Below are 17,619 nucleotides of genomic sequence, written 5' to 3' on the forward strand. Positions count from 1 at the left end.
CTAAAAACATTTCTCCAATTTGGCAATCATTTCATCCACATCTGCTTCCGTGACAACCAGAGGCGGAACAAAACGCAGCACGTTGCTGCCTGCAGTAATAATGATGAGTCCTTCCTCCAGTCCACGGTTTACGATCTCACCGATGGGTCTTCCTTCTACTTCCAGTCCCTGGATCAGGCCTTTTCCGCGGCGTTCTTTCAGAAAATCATACTTTTCCACCAGTGCATTTAATTTCTGCTCCAGATATCCACCGACCTTCTTCACATGGTCCACAATCTGTTCCTTCTCATAAAGATCAAATACTTTGCTGACTGCCGCGCAGACAAAGGGATTTCCGCCGTAAGTGGTTCCATGGTCTCCCGGTGCAAGGGAAGCGTCTGCCACTTTTTTGCCAAGGACAAATGCGCCGACCGGAACACCGCATCCCAGTGCCTTTGCACAGGTCATGACATCCGGCTCCACACCGTACTCCTGCCATGCGAACATGTATCCGGTTCTTCCCATACCACACTGAATCTCATCAAGAATCAGGATCAGGTCTTTCTCCTCGCAGAGTGCTTTCACGCCTTTTAAGAACTCCTCCGTTGCCGGATAAATGCCGCCCTCACCCTGAACCGTCTCCAGAATGATCGCACAGGTCTTCTCATTGACCTGGCTTTTCACGCTCTCCAGATCATTGTAATCTGCAAAACGCACGCCGCCGATCAGCGGTTCAAAGGGTTTTCTGTATTTCTCATTTCCGGTTACGGACAGAGCGCCAAGGCTTCTTCCGTGGAAGGAATGATTCATGGCAACGATCTCATAGCGGTCCTCACCGTATTTTGCATAGGAATATTTTCTTGCCACTTTGAGCGCACCCTCAATGGCTTCGGTGCCGCTGTTGGTGAAAAATACTTTTTCCAGTCTGCTGGCTTTTTTTACCTTCTCTGCTGCTTCTGCCATAGGAACAGAATAGTAGAGATTGGAAATATGGGTCAATTTGTCGATCTGGTCTTTCAGCGCCTGGGTATATTCCTTATTGTTATATCCCAGAGACTGAACTGCGATACCTGCTGCAAAGTCCAGATACTCTTTTCCATTTACATCATAAAGATGTACACCCTCTCCGCGATCCAGTACGATCTGATACCGGTTATAAGTATGAAGAATGGCCTCTTCTGCTTCTTCAATATATGGATTACTCATGATAGAATTTTTCCTCCGTATCTCCCAAAATAGCAGTTCCCACACCACGGTCAGAGAAGATCTCCATCAGAATACTGTGAGGGATTCTTCCGTCGATAATGTGGACTCTTGATACACCTGCCTCGATGGCATCAATACAGTTGGACAGTTTCGGAAGCATACCGCCGCCGATGGTGCCTCCTGCAATCAGTTCTTTTGCTTCACTTACCTTGATCTCGGAGATCAGGGAACTCTTGTCATTGAAATCTCTGTACAGTCCTTCAATATCCGTCAGGAATGCCAGTTTATTTGCTCCTACCGCACGTGCTACCGCGCAGGCTGCGTCATCCGCATTGATATTGTAAGTGTTGAACTCATCATCCAGACCAACCGGACAGATAATCGGAAGAAAATCCTTCTCCATCATATCAAACAAAATCTGCGGGTCTACCTCGCTGATTTCACCCACATAACCAATATCCTTACCGTCAGAATATTTCTTCTTTACTTTCAAGAGTCCGCCGTCTTTTCCGCTGATACCGATGGCCTTCACACCTAAAGATTCTACCATACTAACCAGACTCTTATTCACACGGCCAAGTACCATCTCGGCAATCTCCATAGTCTCCTCGTCCGTCACACGAAGTCCGTTGATGAATTCCGGCTCTTTACCGACTTTTCCGACCCATTTACTGATCTCCTTGCCGCCGCCATGTACGATGATTGGCTTGAATCCAACCAGTTTCAGAAGGGTAACGTCACTGATCACACTCTTCTTCAAGTTCTCATCCACCATGGCGCTTCCGCCGTATTTGACAACAATTACTTTCCGGTTAAATTTCTGAATATAGGGAAGAGCTTCCACCAAGACGGCCGCTTTCTCCAGATATTTCTCATCATCTTTTCTCATGTTCTCTACTCCTCTTTTCACGTATCCGTTCTGTCAGGCTCTAGCTTCTGTAGTCTGCATTGATGTTCACATACTCATGGGTCAGGTCACAGCCCCATGCAGTGGCTGTGCAGTCACCCATCTTCACATCAGCAATGGCTGTTACATGATCCTCTGAAAGAATCTTTGTTGCCACTTCCTCGCTGTATCCGGTAGATACGCCATTCTCAATGATCTTCAGCTTGCCGGCTTTGCTCTCAAAATAGAGATCTACTTTCTCCGGGTCAAACTGGGCACCGGAATATCCCATAGCGCAGAGAATTCTCCCCCAGTTCGCATCATGTCCATAGATAGCTGCTTTGGTCAGGGTAGACATGACAACGGATTTGCTTAAGGTCACAGCCTGTTCCTTGCTCTCTGCACCGACCACTTTTACTTCAAAGAGACAGGTTGCGCCCTCGCCGTCTCCGGCAATCTTCTTGGAGAGTTCTGTATTTACATAGTTGAGGGCTTTCTTAAACTCTGCATATTCCGGACTGTTCTCGTCATCGATGACCGGGTTTTCTGCCATACCATTGGCCAGCAGAAGCACCGTATCATTGGTGGAAGTGTCTCCATCCACGGAAATCATATTGAAGGTATCTTTGATATCATCAGAAAGGGCTTTCTGCAGCAGTTCTTTGGTGATAGCTGCATCGGTAGTGATAAATCCAAGCATGGTACACATATTCGGATGGATCATGCCGGAACCTTTACACATGCCGCCGATAGTGACTGTCTTACCGCCAATCTCAATCTGTGCGCCCACATATTTCGGCTTCGTATCAGTGGTCATGATGGCTTTGGCTGCCTCCAGACCTTCCTTTTCGCTGCCGTCCTTTGCAGCTGCCAATTTCTCCACCCCTGCTGCAATACGGTCCATGGGAAGCTGCATGCCGATGACTCCGGTAGATGCTACCAATACGGAATCCTCCGGTACGTCCAGTGCTTTGGCTGCTGCCTCTGCGGTCTCTTTACAATAACCATAACCTTCTGCTCCGGTGCAGGCATTGGCGATACCGGAATTAATGATGACCGCCTGTGCTGCCGGTGAATGGTATACGACCTCCTGATCCCATTTTACCGGGGCTGCCTTCACCACATTGGTCGTGAAAGTTCCAGCTGCCACACAGGGAACTTCGCTGTAAACCAGCGCCATATCTTTCCGGTTTTTGTATTTGATCTGTGCTTCCACAGATGCCGCTTCAAATCCTTTTGCTGCGGTAACTCCGCCTGTAATGATCTTCATGGTTTCTTTAATCCTCCTCGATAAATGCGGTAATGTTTGCTTCATTTAATGTAAAATCATAATAGTTCAGGTCTTCACGCTCCGTCCAGCCGATCTTGTTCCAGAATGCATTTCCAATATCATTTTTCGTAAATGCGATCAGGGTGACTTTATTGATCTCTTCCTTCCGAAGTGCTTCCATGCAGGCAACTACCATGGCCTTTCCCACGCCATGGCGGCGATAGCCTTTTTTCACGCATACATGATAAAGACACCCCCGTCTTCCGTCATGTCCGCAGAGAATGGCACCAATCAGGGTATCCCCGTCCCAGGCAGTCATGCTGGTGGTAGGATTTCTCTTCAGAAAGCGGACAACTCCTTCTCTGGAATCGTCGATGCTTCGGATGCCGAAGCCCTTGATCGTCATCCACAGCTCATATAATTTATCGTAATCTTCCGCTTTCATTACCCGGATTTCCATTGTATTTTCCTGCCTTTTCTATATTTACGGGAAGACCGGAGCCATGCGAAGGCCTTCCGCTTCCTCAAATCCAAACATAAGATTCATATTCTGTACTGCCTGTCCAGCTGCACCTTTTACCAGATTGTCCATAGCGCCCATCATAATGATACGCTTGGTTCTCGGATCAATCTTGAAGTTCACATCTACAAAGTTGCTGCCTTCCACCCAGCGGGTCTGCGGGCAGACATCCTTATTTAATACACGGACGAAGAACTCGTCGTTGTAGTATTTATCATAAACTGCCTTTACCTCTTCATAGGTAACGTCTTTTTTCAGAGATGCATAGACGGTTACCAGAATACCTCTCTGCATGGGTACCAAATGCGGTGTAAAGTTGATGAGCACCGGCTCACCTGCCGCATACCCTAACTGCTCCTCGATCTCCGGTGTGTGGCGGTGTCCTGCCACGCCGTAGGCCTTGATATTTTCATTGACCTCACAGAACAGATTGTCCACCTTGGCACCTCTTCCTGCTCCGGAAGTTCCAGATTTCGCATCAATGATAATGGTGTTCGGATCAATGAGTCCCTCTTTCACACAGGGATAAACAGAGAGGAAACTACAAGTCGGATAGCATCCCGGATTGGCTACCAGTCTTGCTTTCTTCACTTTTTCCCGGTTCACCTCACACAGTCCGTAGACTGCCTCTTCAATATACTGGGGAGCTTTGTGCTCGATCCCATACCATTTTTCATAGACAGATACATCTTTAATACGGAAGTCCGCACTTAAATCGATAATCTTTACTTTTTTTAAAATCTCTTCATTTACCAGGGATGCACACAGCCCCTGGGGTGTTGCTGTGAAGATCACATCCACCTGATCTGCCATTGCTTCCATATTATCGTCCAGACATTTTGCATCTACCAGCTGGAACATATTCTGATATACGGATGCGTAGGCCTGATCCACATAGCTTCTGGATCCGTACCATTTGATGTCTACATCCTTATGACCAAGTAAAAGGCGTACCAGTTCGCCGCCTGCATATCCGGTTGCTCCGATGATTCCTACTCTGACCATATTCTCATTCTCCCCGTTGTTCATATAAAATAAATGTGTTGCGAATTTACAATAGATGTATTGTAACCCCGTTTTATCTGCTTTGCAAGTCCTTTTCTGACTTTTTCTGCATTTTTATTCATTATATATGCATATTTCAAACTTTATATGCATATATATCAAGTTTATGCGCATAATTTCTGTTTTTATGTATAAAATTCCGCTTGCAGTTTTCAATAGGATGTTGTATATTTAATTGCAGTGAGAAAAAAGTCGGAAGCCGACGATTTTCCGACAAAACATAAACCCATATTGAGGAGGACTTATAATATGAAAGAAAAAGTTGTTCTTGCATATTCCGGTGGTCTGGATACTACCGCTATTATTCCGTGGCTGAAAGAGAATTTTGGTTATGACGTTATCTGCTGCTGTGTAGACTGCGGTCAGGGAAACGAGCTGGATGGCCTGGAGGAGAGAGCAAAAGCATCCGGAGCTGCTAAATTATATATTGAAGATATCGTTGATGAGTTCGCAGAGGACTACATCATGCCGTGCGTACAGGCAGGTGCTGTATACGAGAACAAATATCTTCTCGGAACTTCCATGGCTCGTCCGGTTATCGCAAAGAAACTGGTAGAGATCGCAAGAAAAGAAGGCGCTTCCGCTATCTGCCATGGTGCTACCGGTAAAGGAAATGACCAGATCCGTTTTGAACTGGCAATCAAAGCTCTGGCTCCGGACCTGAAGATCATTGCTCCGTGGAGAATGACCGACGTCTGGACCATGCAGTCCCGTGATGACGAGATCGAATACTGTAAAAAACACGGCATTGACCTGCCCTTCGATCACAGCCACAGCTACAGCCGTGACCGCAACCTGTGGCACATCAGCCACGAAGGACTGGAACTGGAAGATCCGGCAAATGAGCCGAACTATGATCACATGCTGGTTCTTGGCGTAACTCCAGAGAAAGCACCGGATCAGGATGAATATGTAACCATGACCTTTGAAAAAGGGGTTCCGACTTCCGTAAACGGCAAGAAGATGAAGGTTGCTGACATCATCAGAGAGCTGAACAAACTGGGAGGAAAACATGGTATCGGTATCGTAGATATCGTAGAGAACCGTGTTGTTGGTATGAAATCCCGCGGTGTTTATGAGACTCCTGGCGGAACTATCCTGATGGAAGCTCACAAGCAGCTGGAAGAGCTGGTACTTGACCGTGCTACCATGGAAGCGAAAAAAGACATGGGCAACAAGCTGTCCCAGGTCGTATACGAAGGAAAATGGTTCACTCCTCTGTGTGATGCTATCCGCGCATTTGTAGCAAGCACTCAGGAGTATGTAACCGGTGAAGTAAAATTCAAACTTTACAAAGGCAACATCATCAAAGCCGGAACCACATCTCCTTACAGCCTCTACAACGAGTCTCTGGCATCCTTCACCACCGGTGATATGTATGACCACCACGACGCAAGCGGATTCATCACCCTGTTCGGACTGCCGCTGAAAGTTCGTGCGATGAAACTTATGGAAGCAAAAGAGAATCAGAAATAACTGAAAACAGATAAAAAAATCCCCCGGCTTTACAGCCGGGGTTTTTACTTGCTATGAAGTTTTATTCTGCTGCGTCTCCGTCTGTACTCAGGCCGGATACATAATCGTTCAATGCTGTGATATCTGCAGTCACATCACCGCTGTTCTGCTTCTGATCATATTTATACATGACAGAATATCCAAGCCACGCAACCAATGCAATGGCAATCAGTCCTGCACAGAGCTTTGTGAGAAATGCCTCTTTCTTTTTCTTCGCCTGAATTGCTTTTCTGTTTCTTTTCTGTTCTTTATAACGATCTACTTTTTCCTGACTCATATATCAATCGTACTCCTTTATCAATACTTAACAGTTATTATAGCATATCTCTGTGAAAATTTCATGTTTTTTTCTACTGCTGCGTATCCAGTTCGATCTCCATATAGTCTCCCAGTGCATGCGGAACTTCCATACAAATCCACACTTTTCCATTTTCCAGATAGGAATATCCGTAAGGTGCGCTTCCATCCTCCGCATAGTCATAACCCGCCAGTGATCTTGCCAGACTGTCCGGTGTTCCGTAGATAGCTTCCAGGCGTTCCCTGAAATAATCTGCTGCTGATTCTTCCACATAATAACCGGTTCCCGCAAACAAATTCTCCGCCAGACGGTCCACATCCACATGATCAGCAAGCCTGATACTTTCTCCGGTATTCAGATCAATATTGTAGGTGTATTTAAAACCATAAGGATGAACTGCACCCTGTTCACAGATGTTTCCATTCATAAGAATAGACAGCGTATCCGGCGTCATAGTTTTCACCACATAGGACACTTCATAGGAATCATCCTGACTTTCCCCTCCAGACAGCCAGCCCTCCATGGCCCGCTCTTCAGTGGAACGAATAATATCATTCCATTTTTCCTGCATCCTGGCATCACCCAGACCCTCGATCTGCGGATAGGTGATGGAAACACCGTCCTGCTCCAGCTTTGCATCTACTACTTTATAGGAAGACTCCACATACGGATACCATTCCAAATATTCCTCATAGGCTTCCCGGCCGGTATCCAGTACCTTGCCCTCCACTGTCACCAGCAGAAGCTCGCTCTGATAACAGTCCAGAAACGTATTGGTAATGCTTCCCATGACAACTGTCTCGCCGGACTGACTCAGCTTCTTCATATAATCCGCAAATGCCTGATTAAAATCCAGCATCACGACCTTGTCTCCTCCGTGCATTCCAAAGGAAATCTTTTTCAGCCGGATATTCGAATCCAGTTTCAGTGTCTGCGCCAGCTGCTCCATTACAGAATCTTCCGTCACCTTGTCCACATAGACAGTCTTCTGCACGATATTCTCTGCATTCTCATCTCCGTAGTAAAGGTGAAATGCGGTTCCTTCCGGCGTTTCCTCCACAACTGGATCAACTTTACCGTCCACCGGAACCACCGCATCCTTCGTCTCTGTCAGCAATTCGGATCCGGTCTCTTTCCGGGCGCACCCAGTAAGTGTCAGGCAGCACGCTGCCAGCAGCATATATCGCATCCATTTTTTCAACATTATCATCACTTCCCTGCTATCTAGTATATGTCTTCAGATGATTTATTATAGCAATGAAATGTTGAATATCTGTTACAAAGTTCTTACGTTTCTTCAGAAATCCCGCCGCACCTTCCGGAACGGTTTTTCAAGCCATCGTTTCACCACAATCTGGGGCTCGTCGGTGGATTTGTCAACCGGTTCCGTGAGTACCGTATCCAGTCCTGCACGGTTTCCCCCAAAAATATCCGTAAAAATCTGGTCTCCCACGAACAGCGTATTTTCCGTATCTGTCCCCATCCGCTGCATGGCTTTCTCATAGCCGTCTCTCTTCGGTTTTCCGGCCTTATAAAGATATATACTCTCTACTTCCTCCGCAAAGGGGCGGACGCGTTCCTCCCCGTTGTTGGATACAAGAGCTGTCTTCATTCCCAGTCCGTGAAGCCTTGAAAACAGCTCTTTTGCCCGGTCATCCGCAGGCGCCCCATGGGGAACCAGCGTATTATCAATATCAAAAATCACTCCCCGGTATGTCAGGGCAAGCTTTTCCCAGTCCATCTCATATACAGACGATACCATCCGGCCGGGATACAAATTTTTCAGACTCATACTGTTTCCTTACTGTTACATTGTCAGAAATTTTACGATTGCCACCAGCGGAATCACACCGGATACACAGCCGATTACCTGGGTCTCCTCCTCAGCTTTCCGCTCCAGGAGTGCATACATCTTCGCATAAGTGCATCCGTAGAATGTAATGTTCAGCGCCAGGTTGATCAGAGTAGCAAGCGGTCCGGACAGTGACAAAACCCACAGTGCCAGCTGCGCAATCCACCAGAACTTGAATACGGCTGCCGGAACTTCAAAACTGTTGAACATCCGTACCTGATCCGCATCTCCGGTCACTGCATCTGAGCAGGCAAACAATACGCCAAAGGGAATCCATGCCAGCCACGCCTTGTCATAACCAAGGGCTTTCAGTGCTTTCATATGTGACCAGGAAAATGCCACATAATACAAGATTCCTACCAGAATTCCCACAAACATCAGACCGATTCCCAGTCCCAGTAATGTTCCTACATAATTCATATCCTTTTCCTCCTTTGTATAAACATTCTTTGTTATCAGTATACGGGACTCTCTTCTTTATGTCAACGAAAAAGCAACTCTCCGCCATGCTTTCCTTCTTTTCTGCACACCGAAATTTTTTCGGTATGATACCACATTTATTGACGATTTCCTAGCTCTTTGCTACAATATATGCAGTTTTTGATTATATACAGAAAGGATCTGGAATCTATGCCAAAATTAAATGAAAATTATCTCAATCTGAAGGCCAGCTATCTGTTCTCCGAGATTGCACACAGAACTGCTGCCTATAAAGAAGCAAATCCTGAGAAAGGCGCACAGATCATCCGTCTCGGAATCGGCGATGTCACCCTTCCGCTGGGCAAAGTTGTCATTGACGCACTCCATGAAGGAGTCGATGCCATGGCGACCTCCGAGACATTCAAAGGTTATGGACCTGAGCAGGGATATGAGGCTACCAGAAATGCCATTGCAGATTACTATAAGAGAAACGGCGTGGAAGTAGACCCAGGTGATATCTTTGTATCCGACGGTGCAAAGAGCGATACCGGTAATATCACTGATCTGTTCGGACATGACAACGTCGTTCTGGTTCCTGATCCGGTCTATCCGGTCTATGTGGATACCAATATTATGGCCGGAAACCAGGTTACCTATATGGCAGGAAATGCAGAAAACGGATTTCTTCCCATGCCGGATAAAAGCCAGCACGCAGACGTCATCTACCTCTGTTCTCCCAACAATCCTACCGGTGCATGCTACAACAAAGAGCAGTTGAAGGAATGGGTCGATTACGCACTGGCCAATGAAGCAGTGATTCTTTTCGACTCCGCATATGAAGCATTTATCACCGATCCGGAACTTCCGCGAAGCATCTTTGCTGTCGAAGGTGCAAAGAAATGTGCGATCGAGTTCTGCTCTCTCTCCAAGACAGCCGGATTTACCGGAACCCGCTGCGGTTACACCGTCGTTCCGAAAGAGCTGGTATTTACTGCTTCCAACGGCGAGGAAATGTCTCTGAATGCCATGTGGAACCGCCGTCAGTGCACCAAATTCAACGGTACCTCCTACATTGTACAGAAAGGTGCCGAAGTGGTATTCTCTGATGAGGGCATCAAAGAATGCCAGGAAAATATCAACTACTATAAGAGAAATGCAAAAGTCATCGCAGACACCATGACCAAACTTGGCATCCGCTTCTTCGGCGGCATCAACTCTCCGTACATCTGGTTTGAGTGCCCGAACGGCATGGAGTCCTGGGAATGCTTCGATTACCTGCTTCAGAATATCCAGGTAGTTGGAACTCCGGGTGCAGGATTCGGTGAAAACGGAAAGAATTATTTCCGTCTGACTTCCTTCGGAAACTACGAGAAGACCGTAGAAGCCATGGAACGTTTTGAAAAACTGTTTAAATAATTGATGGAAGAAAAAGAAACCGGCGTTCTGCAGATCGCCGGTTTCTTTGTACTCATAATTTTAGAAAAATCTGGTTTTCTTTACATCCTGTACAAATTCTTCATTATTCTTTGTTCTGGCAAACAAGTTCAGAACCGTCTCAACCGCATCATCGGCTTTCATGCCATTCAGACCTTTTCGGATGTTATCCATTGCCAGCTGCTCTTCTTTGTTCAGAAGCAGATCCTCTCTTCTGGTACCTGATTTTGGAATATCAATTGCCGGGAACACACGCTTCTCAGACAGCTTTCTGTCCAGAACCAGTTCCATATTACCGGTACTCTTGAACTCCTCATATACAACATCATCCATCTTGCTTCCAGTATCTACCAGCGCGGTTGCCAGGATCGTAAGGCTGCCGCCTTCTCTCATATTTCTGGCCGCTCCAAAGAAACGTTTCGGCATATGAAGGGCTGCCGGATCAAGACCACCGGAAAGAGTACGTCCACTGGGCGGAACTGTAAGGTTGTATGCCCGGGCCAGTCTGGTGATACTGTCCAGAAGAATCGCAACGTCCCGTCCGGACTCTACCAGACGTTTTGCACGTTCGATGACCATCTCGGAAATTCTCTTATGGCGCTCAGCCAGCTCATCGAATGTGGAATATACGACCTCCACATTTTTGCCTGAGATCGCCTCTTTTACATCCGTAACCTCTTCAGGACGCTCGTCAATCAGCAGAATGATCAGATACATCTCCGGATTATTCTGCGTAATGGATTTTGCCACATCTTTTAAAAGAGTCGTCTTACCTGCTTTCGGCGGGGAAACGATCATACCTCTCTGTCCTTTTCCAATCGGTGCAATCTCATCCACAATACGGACTGCCATACTGCCGCCATCGCGCTCCAGACGGATTCTCTCATTCGGGAAAATCGGAGTCAGATCCTCAAAGTTCGGTCTCTTTGCATTCGCATCCGGAGCCAGCCCGTTGACCTCTTTCAGATATAGAAGCGCACTGAACTTCTCACGCTCTGTCTTTACTTTTGTATTGCCGGTCACGATATCACCAGTCTTCAGGTTAAATCTGCGGATCTGCGCCGGAGAAACATACACATCATGATCGCCCGGAAGATAATGGTCACTTCTGATAAATCCGAAACCGTCAGACATCACCTCCAGGATTCCGCTTACCGTCTGTCCGCTGTCCAGCTGTTCCATATCAGTCACTGTTTTTCCTGTCTCCGTCGCCTGGGTTTTCATGCGTTCTGCAGCAGCTGCCTTTTCGTCTTCTGCCAGCATTGCATCAATTACCGCTTCTTTCCGCATGGTGGATGTACTTTTGATTCCACGATTTTTCGCGATATCGCGCAATACAGCCAGAGAAAGTGATTCATACTTTTCTCTCATATTTACTGCCATAAATTCCTCCTGTATTCTGTATGGTCATCTTTTCGGGAACGCCCTCATCTGATTTGACAGGGCCGTCTTAATGAATTACATTGTCTCAAACTGAGTCCAGATTATTTGCATTGATTTAAGTATACTATCTTTAATGAGAAATGGAAAGCGAAACTTTTGATAAATCATTGATTTTTATTTTTTACTATGGTAGATTGAAGACATGAATTTATGGAATGATAAACCTTACCACTCACTGGACTTTGAATTGAAAAAACGGTTTCATGAAAAAGTATACCGTCTTGCATTAAATGGCGGCATGACCTGTCCGAACCGGGACGGCCACATTGCAACCGGTGGCTGCATATTTTGCAGCGAAGGAGGCTCTGGAGATTTTGCCGCTCCGGCTTCTCTCTCCATTTCAAAGCAGATTCGGGCCGGTCAGAAGCTTCTCGCAAATAAACGCCCCGTACATAAGTATATTGCATATTTTCAAGCCTTTACTAATACCTATGGGCCTGTGGATTATCTACGTTCTATTTTTACAGAAGCCATCCAGCATCCTGAGATAGAGGTGCTTGCCATTGCGACCCGGCCGGACTGCCTGCAGGATGAGATTGTAAGCTTACTGTCGGAACTGAACCAGATCAAACCTGTCTGGGTTGAACTGGGACTGCAGACCATGCATGAAGACACTGCACAATTTATCCGGAGAGGTTATCCTCTTCCGGTCTTTGAAGATGCTGTAAAAAAGCTCCGTCTTCACGGCATCGAAGTGATCACCCATGTAATTCTGGGACTTCCCGGAGAAGACCATGAACGGATGCTGGAGACCATCCGCTATCTCAACACGCAGGATATTCAGGGCATAAAACTTCAGCTTCTGCATATTCTGAAGGGAACCGATCTGGCAGATATTTATGAGCACGATCCATTTCCGGTCTTTACGCTGGAAGAGTATGTCTCTTTCATCGTCGACTGTGTGGAAATCATCCGTCCGGATATGGTTATTCACCGGCTGACCGGAGACGGTCCAAAAGATCTTCTGATTGCCCCGTTGTGGAGTTCAGCCAAACGTCATGTCTTAAATTCCATTCACAGGGAATTCCGCCTGCGGGATACCTGGCAGGGAAAATATTATGATTCGGAAGGGAAGGAGCAGTAACGATGGCAGATACACTGACACTTTATAAACTGATTGTTCTTAAAATGCTGGATGAAGCGGATGCGCCGCTGACCGGAGCCCAGATTACGGATTTTATTCTGGAAAAAGAGTATACCAATTATTTCACACTTCAGCAGGTACTCTCAGAAATGTCAGAGACAGGCCTTGTCACTGTTGCATCCACCAGAAACAGCTCCCTCTATCGGATCACAGATTCCGGCAGACATACCCTGAAATATTTCGGTGACAAAGTATCCGATACCATCTGCGGTGAGATCACCTCTTTCCTGCAGGAGCACCAGATCGAGATCCGCAATGCGCTTTCCAATATCGCCGATTATTTTCCATCCAACGACGGCGGTTATCTGGTACGTTGTCAGGTACGGGAACACAATTCCACACTGATCGATCTGACACTTTCCGTTCCTTCTAAAGAAGAAGCCGATTCCATCTGCCACAATTGGCAGAAGAAAAGTCAGACGCTCTATGCCTATGTCATGAAAGAATTACTGTAACAAACCCGTGATCGAAAAGAAGCCGGCATCATCTGCCAGCTTCTTTTTTATTTTCCTGTGCGTAATCTGTGCATATCGTCCGCCAGTTCCCTGACACTGGCAATCACACCTGCAAATGCACCTGCTTCATACAACTGAATCAGGATCAATCCTGATGGAATTGCGACAATCATTCCAATCAGTCCTGCCATCCGGTATCCGATGAACAAAAAGATCAATGTGGTCATGGCATCCATTCCAATACTGTCTCCTACCATCTTCGGCTGAATCAGCTGTCTGGTCACCTGCGTCACCGCATACAGAATCACAAGACCTGCAGCAGATGACAATTTTCCACTTAACGCCCATAAAACTGCCCAGGGAATCAGGATGGTTCCCGTTCCAAGCATCGGCAGAAAATCCAGCACTGCAATCCCGGCAGTTGCCAGAACCGCATACGGAACTCTTAAAACCAGGAGACCTGCCGTCAGAATCACAAACACAATAAACATGATTTTGAACTGTGCCCTGAAATAACCTCCAACAGCAAATTTCATCTTCTTTCCGATCAGTTGCAGCTGCCGTCGCGTCTCCTCCGGAACGATTATTTTGATAAAATCCTGCACCCGCTCGCTCTGGGCGGTGAAGAAATACGCAAATAACAACACGAACAGGAAGGAGATCAATAATGAAGGGATCTTACCTGCCGCATTTCCGGCCACTCCCATCGTCACGCCTCCCAGACTGCCCACAATCGTCCCGATCTGAGTGCTTAGACTTCCGGTCAATTCTCCGATCTTCTGCCCTGCCTCCGGCGACAGATGTCCTGCCAGACTCTCCAGATTATCAGAGATCACTGTCATCTCAGCTGACAGCGACCGATAATATTCCGGCAGATGTTCCAGCAGAAAAACTACCCGCCCTGCCGTCCATGTCACTATCAAATAGCAAATCCACACAATCAACAGGATCGCACCGGCAATAATTCCCATGGAACTGTGCTTTCTGACAATATGAAGATGCTGCTCCAGAAACCGCACCAGCGGATTGGCAATCTGCGCGATCAGCCAGCCAACCAGCAGCGGAAGGAAAAACCGCACCGCCCATGGTCCCAACAGGACAAGGATCAGTATTTCAGCAATAAACACTCCGATATTTAACAGATTCTTCCGAATCCGTTTTCCCGTATCTACTCCCTCAACATGTTTACACGGTTCCTCTTTCATCGGATGGTTCCTCCACAAATGAACAGATCACATCCCATATCTCATCCCGTCCCTGCTTCGTCTCCGCAGAAAACGGAATCAGCTGGGTGCCCGGCAGAAGCTTCAGTCCCTCTTTCAGGATTTTTATCTGTTTCTGCACCTGGCTTCTCTTAATTTTGTCCAGCTTGGTGGCAATAATCACAGGCTCATAGCCCTGTGCCACAATCCACTGATACATATCTTTGTCATTAGCCGACGGCTCATGACGGATATCTACCAGCAGGAAAACGGCTTTCAGCTGTTTTGAGCCATGCAGATAATTTTCAATCATCCGCCCCCACTTTGCTTTGATCTCATTGCTGACTTTCGCATATCCGTAACCCGGAAGGTCTACCAGATACAGATCGCCGTTTACTTTGTAAAAATTAATAGTCTGCGTTTTACCTGGCTGTGAAGAAGTTCTCGCCAGTGATTTCCGGTTCAGAAGCCCGTTAATCAGCGAAGATTTTCCCACATTGGATTTTCCGGCAAATGCCACCTCAGGAAATGCATTTTCCGGCAGCTTGCTTGTAATTCCGCAGACTGTCTCCAGCTCCGCCTGTTTGATAATCATCATAGCTTTTCACCTCTCCTCTATGCGAAGGCATGGGACAGAACCGTTTCCATGCTTCCGGCATAGACAAGCTCCAGGCCTCCTGTAATTTCTTTTGAAAGTTCTTCTACATCTCTTCGGTTCTTCTCCGGCACAATGACCGTTTTCATACCAGCACTCTTTGCTGCCAGCAGTTTTTCCTTCAATCCTCCGATCGGAAGGACACGGCCCCTCAACGTAATTTCTCCGGTCATGGCCACATCCGCACGTACCGGTTTTTCCAGAATCGCAGAAAGCATGGCAGTTGCCATGGTAATACCTGCGGACGGGCCATCCTTCGGCACTGCACCTTCCGGAATATGAATGTGAATATCATGTTCCTGGAAATAATCTCTGTCCAGTTCATATTTTTCACTCACGGAACGGATATAGCTGATACCTGCTTTGGCAGATTCCTGCATGACATCGCCAAGTTGTCCCGTCAGTTCAAAGTTTCCTTTTCCCGGCATCAGATTAACTTCAATCTCCAGTGTATCCCCGCCGGCGCTGGTCCATGCCAGTCCACGGACAATTCCCACTTCGTCCTGATCCAGTTTCTGCTGGAATTCATAGATGGTCTTACCCAGATATTTTTCCACATTCTTTTCCGTAATCTGCACACTGGCTTTATTTTTCTCCAGAATCTCCCGGTCTGCCTTTCTGCACAAAGACGCGATTCTTCTCTCCAGTGCACGGACCCCGGACTCTCTTGTATACTGATGAATCACTTTTTCCAGTGCTTTATTGCTGACCCGGAACTGCCCTTCTTTCAGACCATGACGCTCCATCTGCTTCGGAAGAAGATGCTCTTTCGCAATATGAAGCTTCTCGTTCTCCGTATAGCCGCTGATCTCGATCACTTCCATACGATCCAGAAGCGGTCTGGGAATCGTCTGAATATCATTGGCCGTACAGAGGAACATCACCTCGGAAAGGTCAACCGGAAGTTCCACATAATGATCCCGGAACTTTTCATTCTGCTCACTGTCCAGAACCTCCAGCAGTGCCGAGAAGGTATCTCCCCTGTGATCACTGCTCACCTTGTCGATCTCATCCAGCACCATCAGTGGATTTTTTACTCCCGCATGGCGGAGCCCGTCGGCAATCCGTCCCGGCATGGCACCTATGTATGTACGTCTGTGACCGCGGATCTCCGCTTCATCGTGAACGCCTCCCAGACAGATACGTACATATTTTTTCTCCAATGCATGGGCAATAGACCTGGCAATGGAAGTCTTACCGGTTCCAGGAGGTCCTACCAGACAGAGAATCGGACTTTCTTTGGCATTCATCATCTTCCGGACAGCCAGGAACTCCAGAATCCGCTCTTTCACCTTCTCCAGACCATAGTGTTCTTCTTCCAGAATTTCTTCCGCTTTTCTAAGATCAAGCCGGTCCTCGCTCCGCTTATCCCACGGCAGCGCCAGCAGTGTCTCGATATATCCGCGGATCACACCTGCTTCCGCAGAATTGGCACCGCTGTTCAGAAAACGCTGAATCTCTTTCTCGATTCGCTCCTTAACTTCCTCTGAGGCTTCCAGTTTCTTCACTTCTTCCCGAAAAGCTGCAGCCTCTGTGTTCGGGCCATCATCTCCCAGCTCCTCACGGATTACTTTCAGCTGTTCTCGAAGGATATAATCCTTCTGCTGCTTGTCAACCCGTGCCTTTACCTTTTCCTGAATACCTCGTCGAAATTTTTCGATCTCAATCTCATTATTCAAAAGCACACACAACAGTTCATAGCGTTCTTCAAAATTTACGGTCTCCAGATACTGCTGATGCTCTTCCCAGCGAAATGGGACATGAATGGATATCTGTTCCATCATGTTCTGCACAGTCTGACAGTTTTTGATCTGGCGGGCCATATCCTTGTTCATTTTTCCTGATGCAGCTGTATACCCTTCAAAAATATCCTGCAGATTTCTGAGCATAGCCTCTTCCGGCAGCCCTTCTTCCACGATATCCGGGATTTCACAGACATCCGCCTCCAGATATTCTCCATCTTCCAGCCCGCAAAGCTCTGCCCTGCCTGCTCCTTCTACCAGAATTCGAAGAATATTGTGGGGCATCTTGATAATCTGTTTTACTTCAACAATAGTACCGATAGAAAACAGTCCGTCCTTGTCCGGATTCTCTGTCTCCGGATCTTTCTGTGTCACTACAAACAATTTCTGATCCTGCGCCACAGAGCGCTCCACTGCTTTCGCAGATCTGGAACGGCTGACATCAAAATGTGTAATCATTCCCGGAAGAATGGTCATTCCCCGCAATGCCACAGCCGGCATTTTCAATACGGATCTCTCCATGTTTCTTCCTC

Annotated in this window: 17 protein-coding genes; 4 read left to right on the top strand and 13 right to left on the bottom strand. The window is 47.1% G+C overall.

Annotated features, from left to right (window positions below; translation table 11 throughout):
- From LKD36_RS01820 to argC, 5 genes are read right to left on the bottom strand one after another with little or no spacing between them, the layout of a single operon-like run.
- Nucleotides 1-1,185 (bottom strand): aspartate aminotransferase family protein, encoded by a 1,185-nt coding sequence (locus tag LKD36_RS01820; protein ID WP_118768882.1) that lies wholly within the window; start codon nt 1,183-1,185, stop codon nt 1-3.
- Nucleotides 1,178-2,074, bottom strand: coding sequence for an acetylglutamate kinase (gene argB / locus LKD36_RS01825; RefSeq protein WP_118768881.1), 897 nt, complete (start codon nt 2,072-2,074; stop codon nt 1,178-1,180). Before argB ends, LKD36_RS01820 begins: the two co-directional genes overlap by 8 nt.
- A 40-nt stretch (nt 2,075-2,114) precedes the next feature.
- The gene (argJ, locus tag LKD36_RS01830) at nt 2,115-3,341 is read right to left on the bottom strand and encodes a bifunctional glutamate N-acetyltransferase/amino-acid acetyltransferase ArgJ (protein ID WP_118768880.1); all 1,227 of its coding nucleotides are present in this window, start codon (nt 3,339-3,341) and stop codon (nt 2,115-2,117) included.
- 7 nt (nt 3,342-3,348) lie between these two features.
- A complete protein-coding gene (locus tag LKD36_RS01835) occupies nt 3,349-3,801 on the bottom strand; it encodes a GNAT family N-acetyltransferase (RefSeq protein ID WP_308458439.1) in 453 nt (150 codons plus the stop codon).
- A gap of 24 nt (nt 3,802-3,825) precedes the next feature.
- Complete coding sequence (argC, locus tag LKD36_RS01840) at nt 3,826-4,866, bottom strand: N-acetyl-gamma-glutamyl-phosphate reductase (protein WP_308458440.1); 1,041 nt, start codon at nt 4,864-4,866, stop codon at nt 3,826-3,828.
- A gap of 309 nt (nt 4,867-5,175) precedes the next feature.
- On the opposite strand from argC, the gene LKD36_RS01845 reads away from it, so the two are divergent.
- Entirely contained in the window at nt 5,176-6,402 is a 1,227-nt protein-coding gene (locus LKD36_RS01845; protein WP_118768877.1) for an argininosuccinate synthase, read from the top strand.
- 61 nt (nt 6,403-6,463) lie between these two features.
- Here LKD36_RS01845 and LKD36_RS01850 read toward each other — a convergent pair whose 3' ends face one another.
- From LKD36_RS01850 to LKD36_RS01865, 4 genes are all read right to left on the bottom strand, one after another.
- Nucleotides 6,464-6,718: a hypothetical protein gene (locus LKD36_RS01850; RefSeq protein ID WP_118768876.1), complete on the bottom strand. Its 255-nt coding sequence runs from the start codon at nt 6,716-6,718 to the stop codon at nt 6,464-6,466.
- A gap of 73 nt (nt 6,719-6,791) precedes the next feature.
- Complete coding sequence (locus tag LKD36_RS01855; RefSeq protein WP_308458441.1) at nt 6,792-7,943, bottom strand: hypothetical protein; 1,152 nt, start codon at nt 7,941-7,943, stop codon at nt 6,792-6,794.
- Between the two features lie 93 nt (nt 7,944-8,036).
- A complete protein-coding gene (locus tag LKD36_RS01860) occupies nt 8,037-8,531 on the bottom strand; it encodes a YqeG family HAD IIIA-type phosphatase (protein ID WP_331465090.1) in 495 nt (164 codons plus the stop codon).
- A gap of 15 nt (nt 8,532-8,546) precedes the next feature.
- Nucleotides 8,547-9,011 carry a hypothetical protein gene (locus LKD36_RS01865; protein WP_308458442.1) on the bottom strand — a complete coding sequence of 155 codons (465 nt, stop codon included), beginning with the start codon at nt 9,009-9,011 and terminating at the stop codon, nt 8,547-8,549.
- 210 nt (nt 9,012-9,221) lie between these two features.
- On the opposite strand from LKD36_RS01865, the gene LKD36_RS01870 reads away from it, so the two are divergent.
- Nucleotides 9,222-10,427, top strand: a complete 1,206-nt coding sequence (locus LKD36_RS01870) for an LL-diaminopimelate aminotransferase (protein ID WP_308458443.1) — start codon at nt 9,222-9,224, stop codon at nt 10,425-10,427.
- Nucleotides 10,428-10,487: 60 nt separating this feature from the next.
- On the opposite strand, the gene rho is transcribed toward LKD36_RS01870, so the two are convergent.
- Nucleotides 10,488-11,816 (bottom strand): transcription termination factor Rho, encoded by a 1,329-nt coding sequence (rho, locus tag LKD36_RS01875; RefSeq protein WP_308458580.1) that lies wholly within the window; start codon nt 11,814-11,816, stop codon nt 10,488-10,490.
- Between the two features lie 214 nt (nt 11,817-12,030).
- Between rho and LKD36_RS01880 the strand changes: the two genes are divergently transcribed.
- Both LKD36_RS01880 and LKD36_RS01885 read left to right on the top strand, forming a co-directional pair.
- On the top strand, nt 12,031-12,972 hold the full coding sequence (locus LKD36_RS01880) for a TIGR01212 family radical SAM protein (RefSeq protein WP_118768871.1): 942 nt from the start codon (nt 12,031-12,033) through the stop codon (nt 12,970-12,972).
- Nucleotides 12,973-12,974: 2 nt separating this feature from the next.
- Nucleotides 12,975-13,487 (top strand): DUF4364 family protein, encoded by a 513-nt coding sequence (locus LKD36_RS01885; protein ID WP_118768870.1) that lies wholly within the window; start codon nt 12,975-12,977, stop codon nt 13,485-13,487.
- Nucleotides 13,488-13,534: 47 nt separating this feature from the next.
- On the opposite strand, the gene ytvI is transcribed toward LKD36_RS01885, so the two are convergent.
- The 3 genes from ytvI to lon are packed head-to-tail and all read right to left on the bottom strand — an operon-like array spanning nt 13,535 to nt 17,608.
- The gene (ytvI, locus tag LKD36_RS01890; protein ID WP_308458444.1) at nt 13,535-14,692 is read right to left on the bottom strand and encodes a sporulation integral membrane protein YtvI; all 1,158 of its coding nucleotides are present in this window, start codon (nt 14,690-14,692) and stop codon (nt 13,535-13,537) included.
- Nucleotides 14,673-15,284 carry a ribosome biogenesis GTP-binding protein YihA/YsxC gene (yihA, locus tag LKD36_RS01895; protein WP_118769601.1) on the bottom strand — a complete coding sequence of 204 codons (612 nt, stop codon included), beginning with the start codon at nt 15,282-15,284 and terminating at the stop codon, nt 14,673-14,675. Before yihA ends, ytvI begins: the two co-directional genes overlap by 20 nt.
- A gap of 20 nt (nt 15,285-15,304) precedes the next feature.
- Complete coding sequence (lon, locus tag LKD36_RS01900) at nt 15,305-17,608, bottom strand: endopeptidase La (protein WP_308458445.1); 2,304 nt, start codon at nt 17,606-17,608, stop codon at nt 15,305-15,307.
- Between the last annotated feature and the right edge of the window lie 11 nt (nt 17,609-17,619).

It is taken from the genome of Hominiventricola filiformis, assembly GCF_020686965.1.
Taxonomy (GTDB): Bacteria; Bacillota; Clostridia; order Lachnospirales; family Lachnospiraceae; genus Hominiventricola; species Hominiventricola filiformis.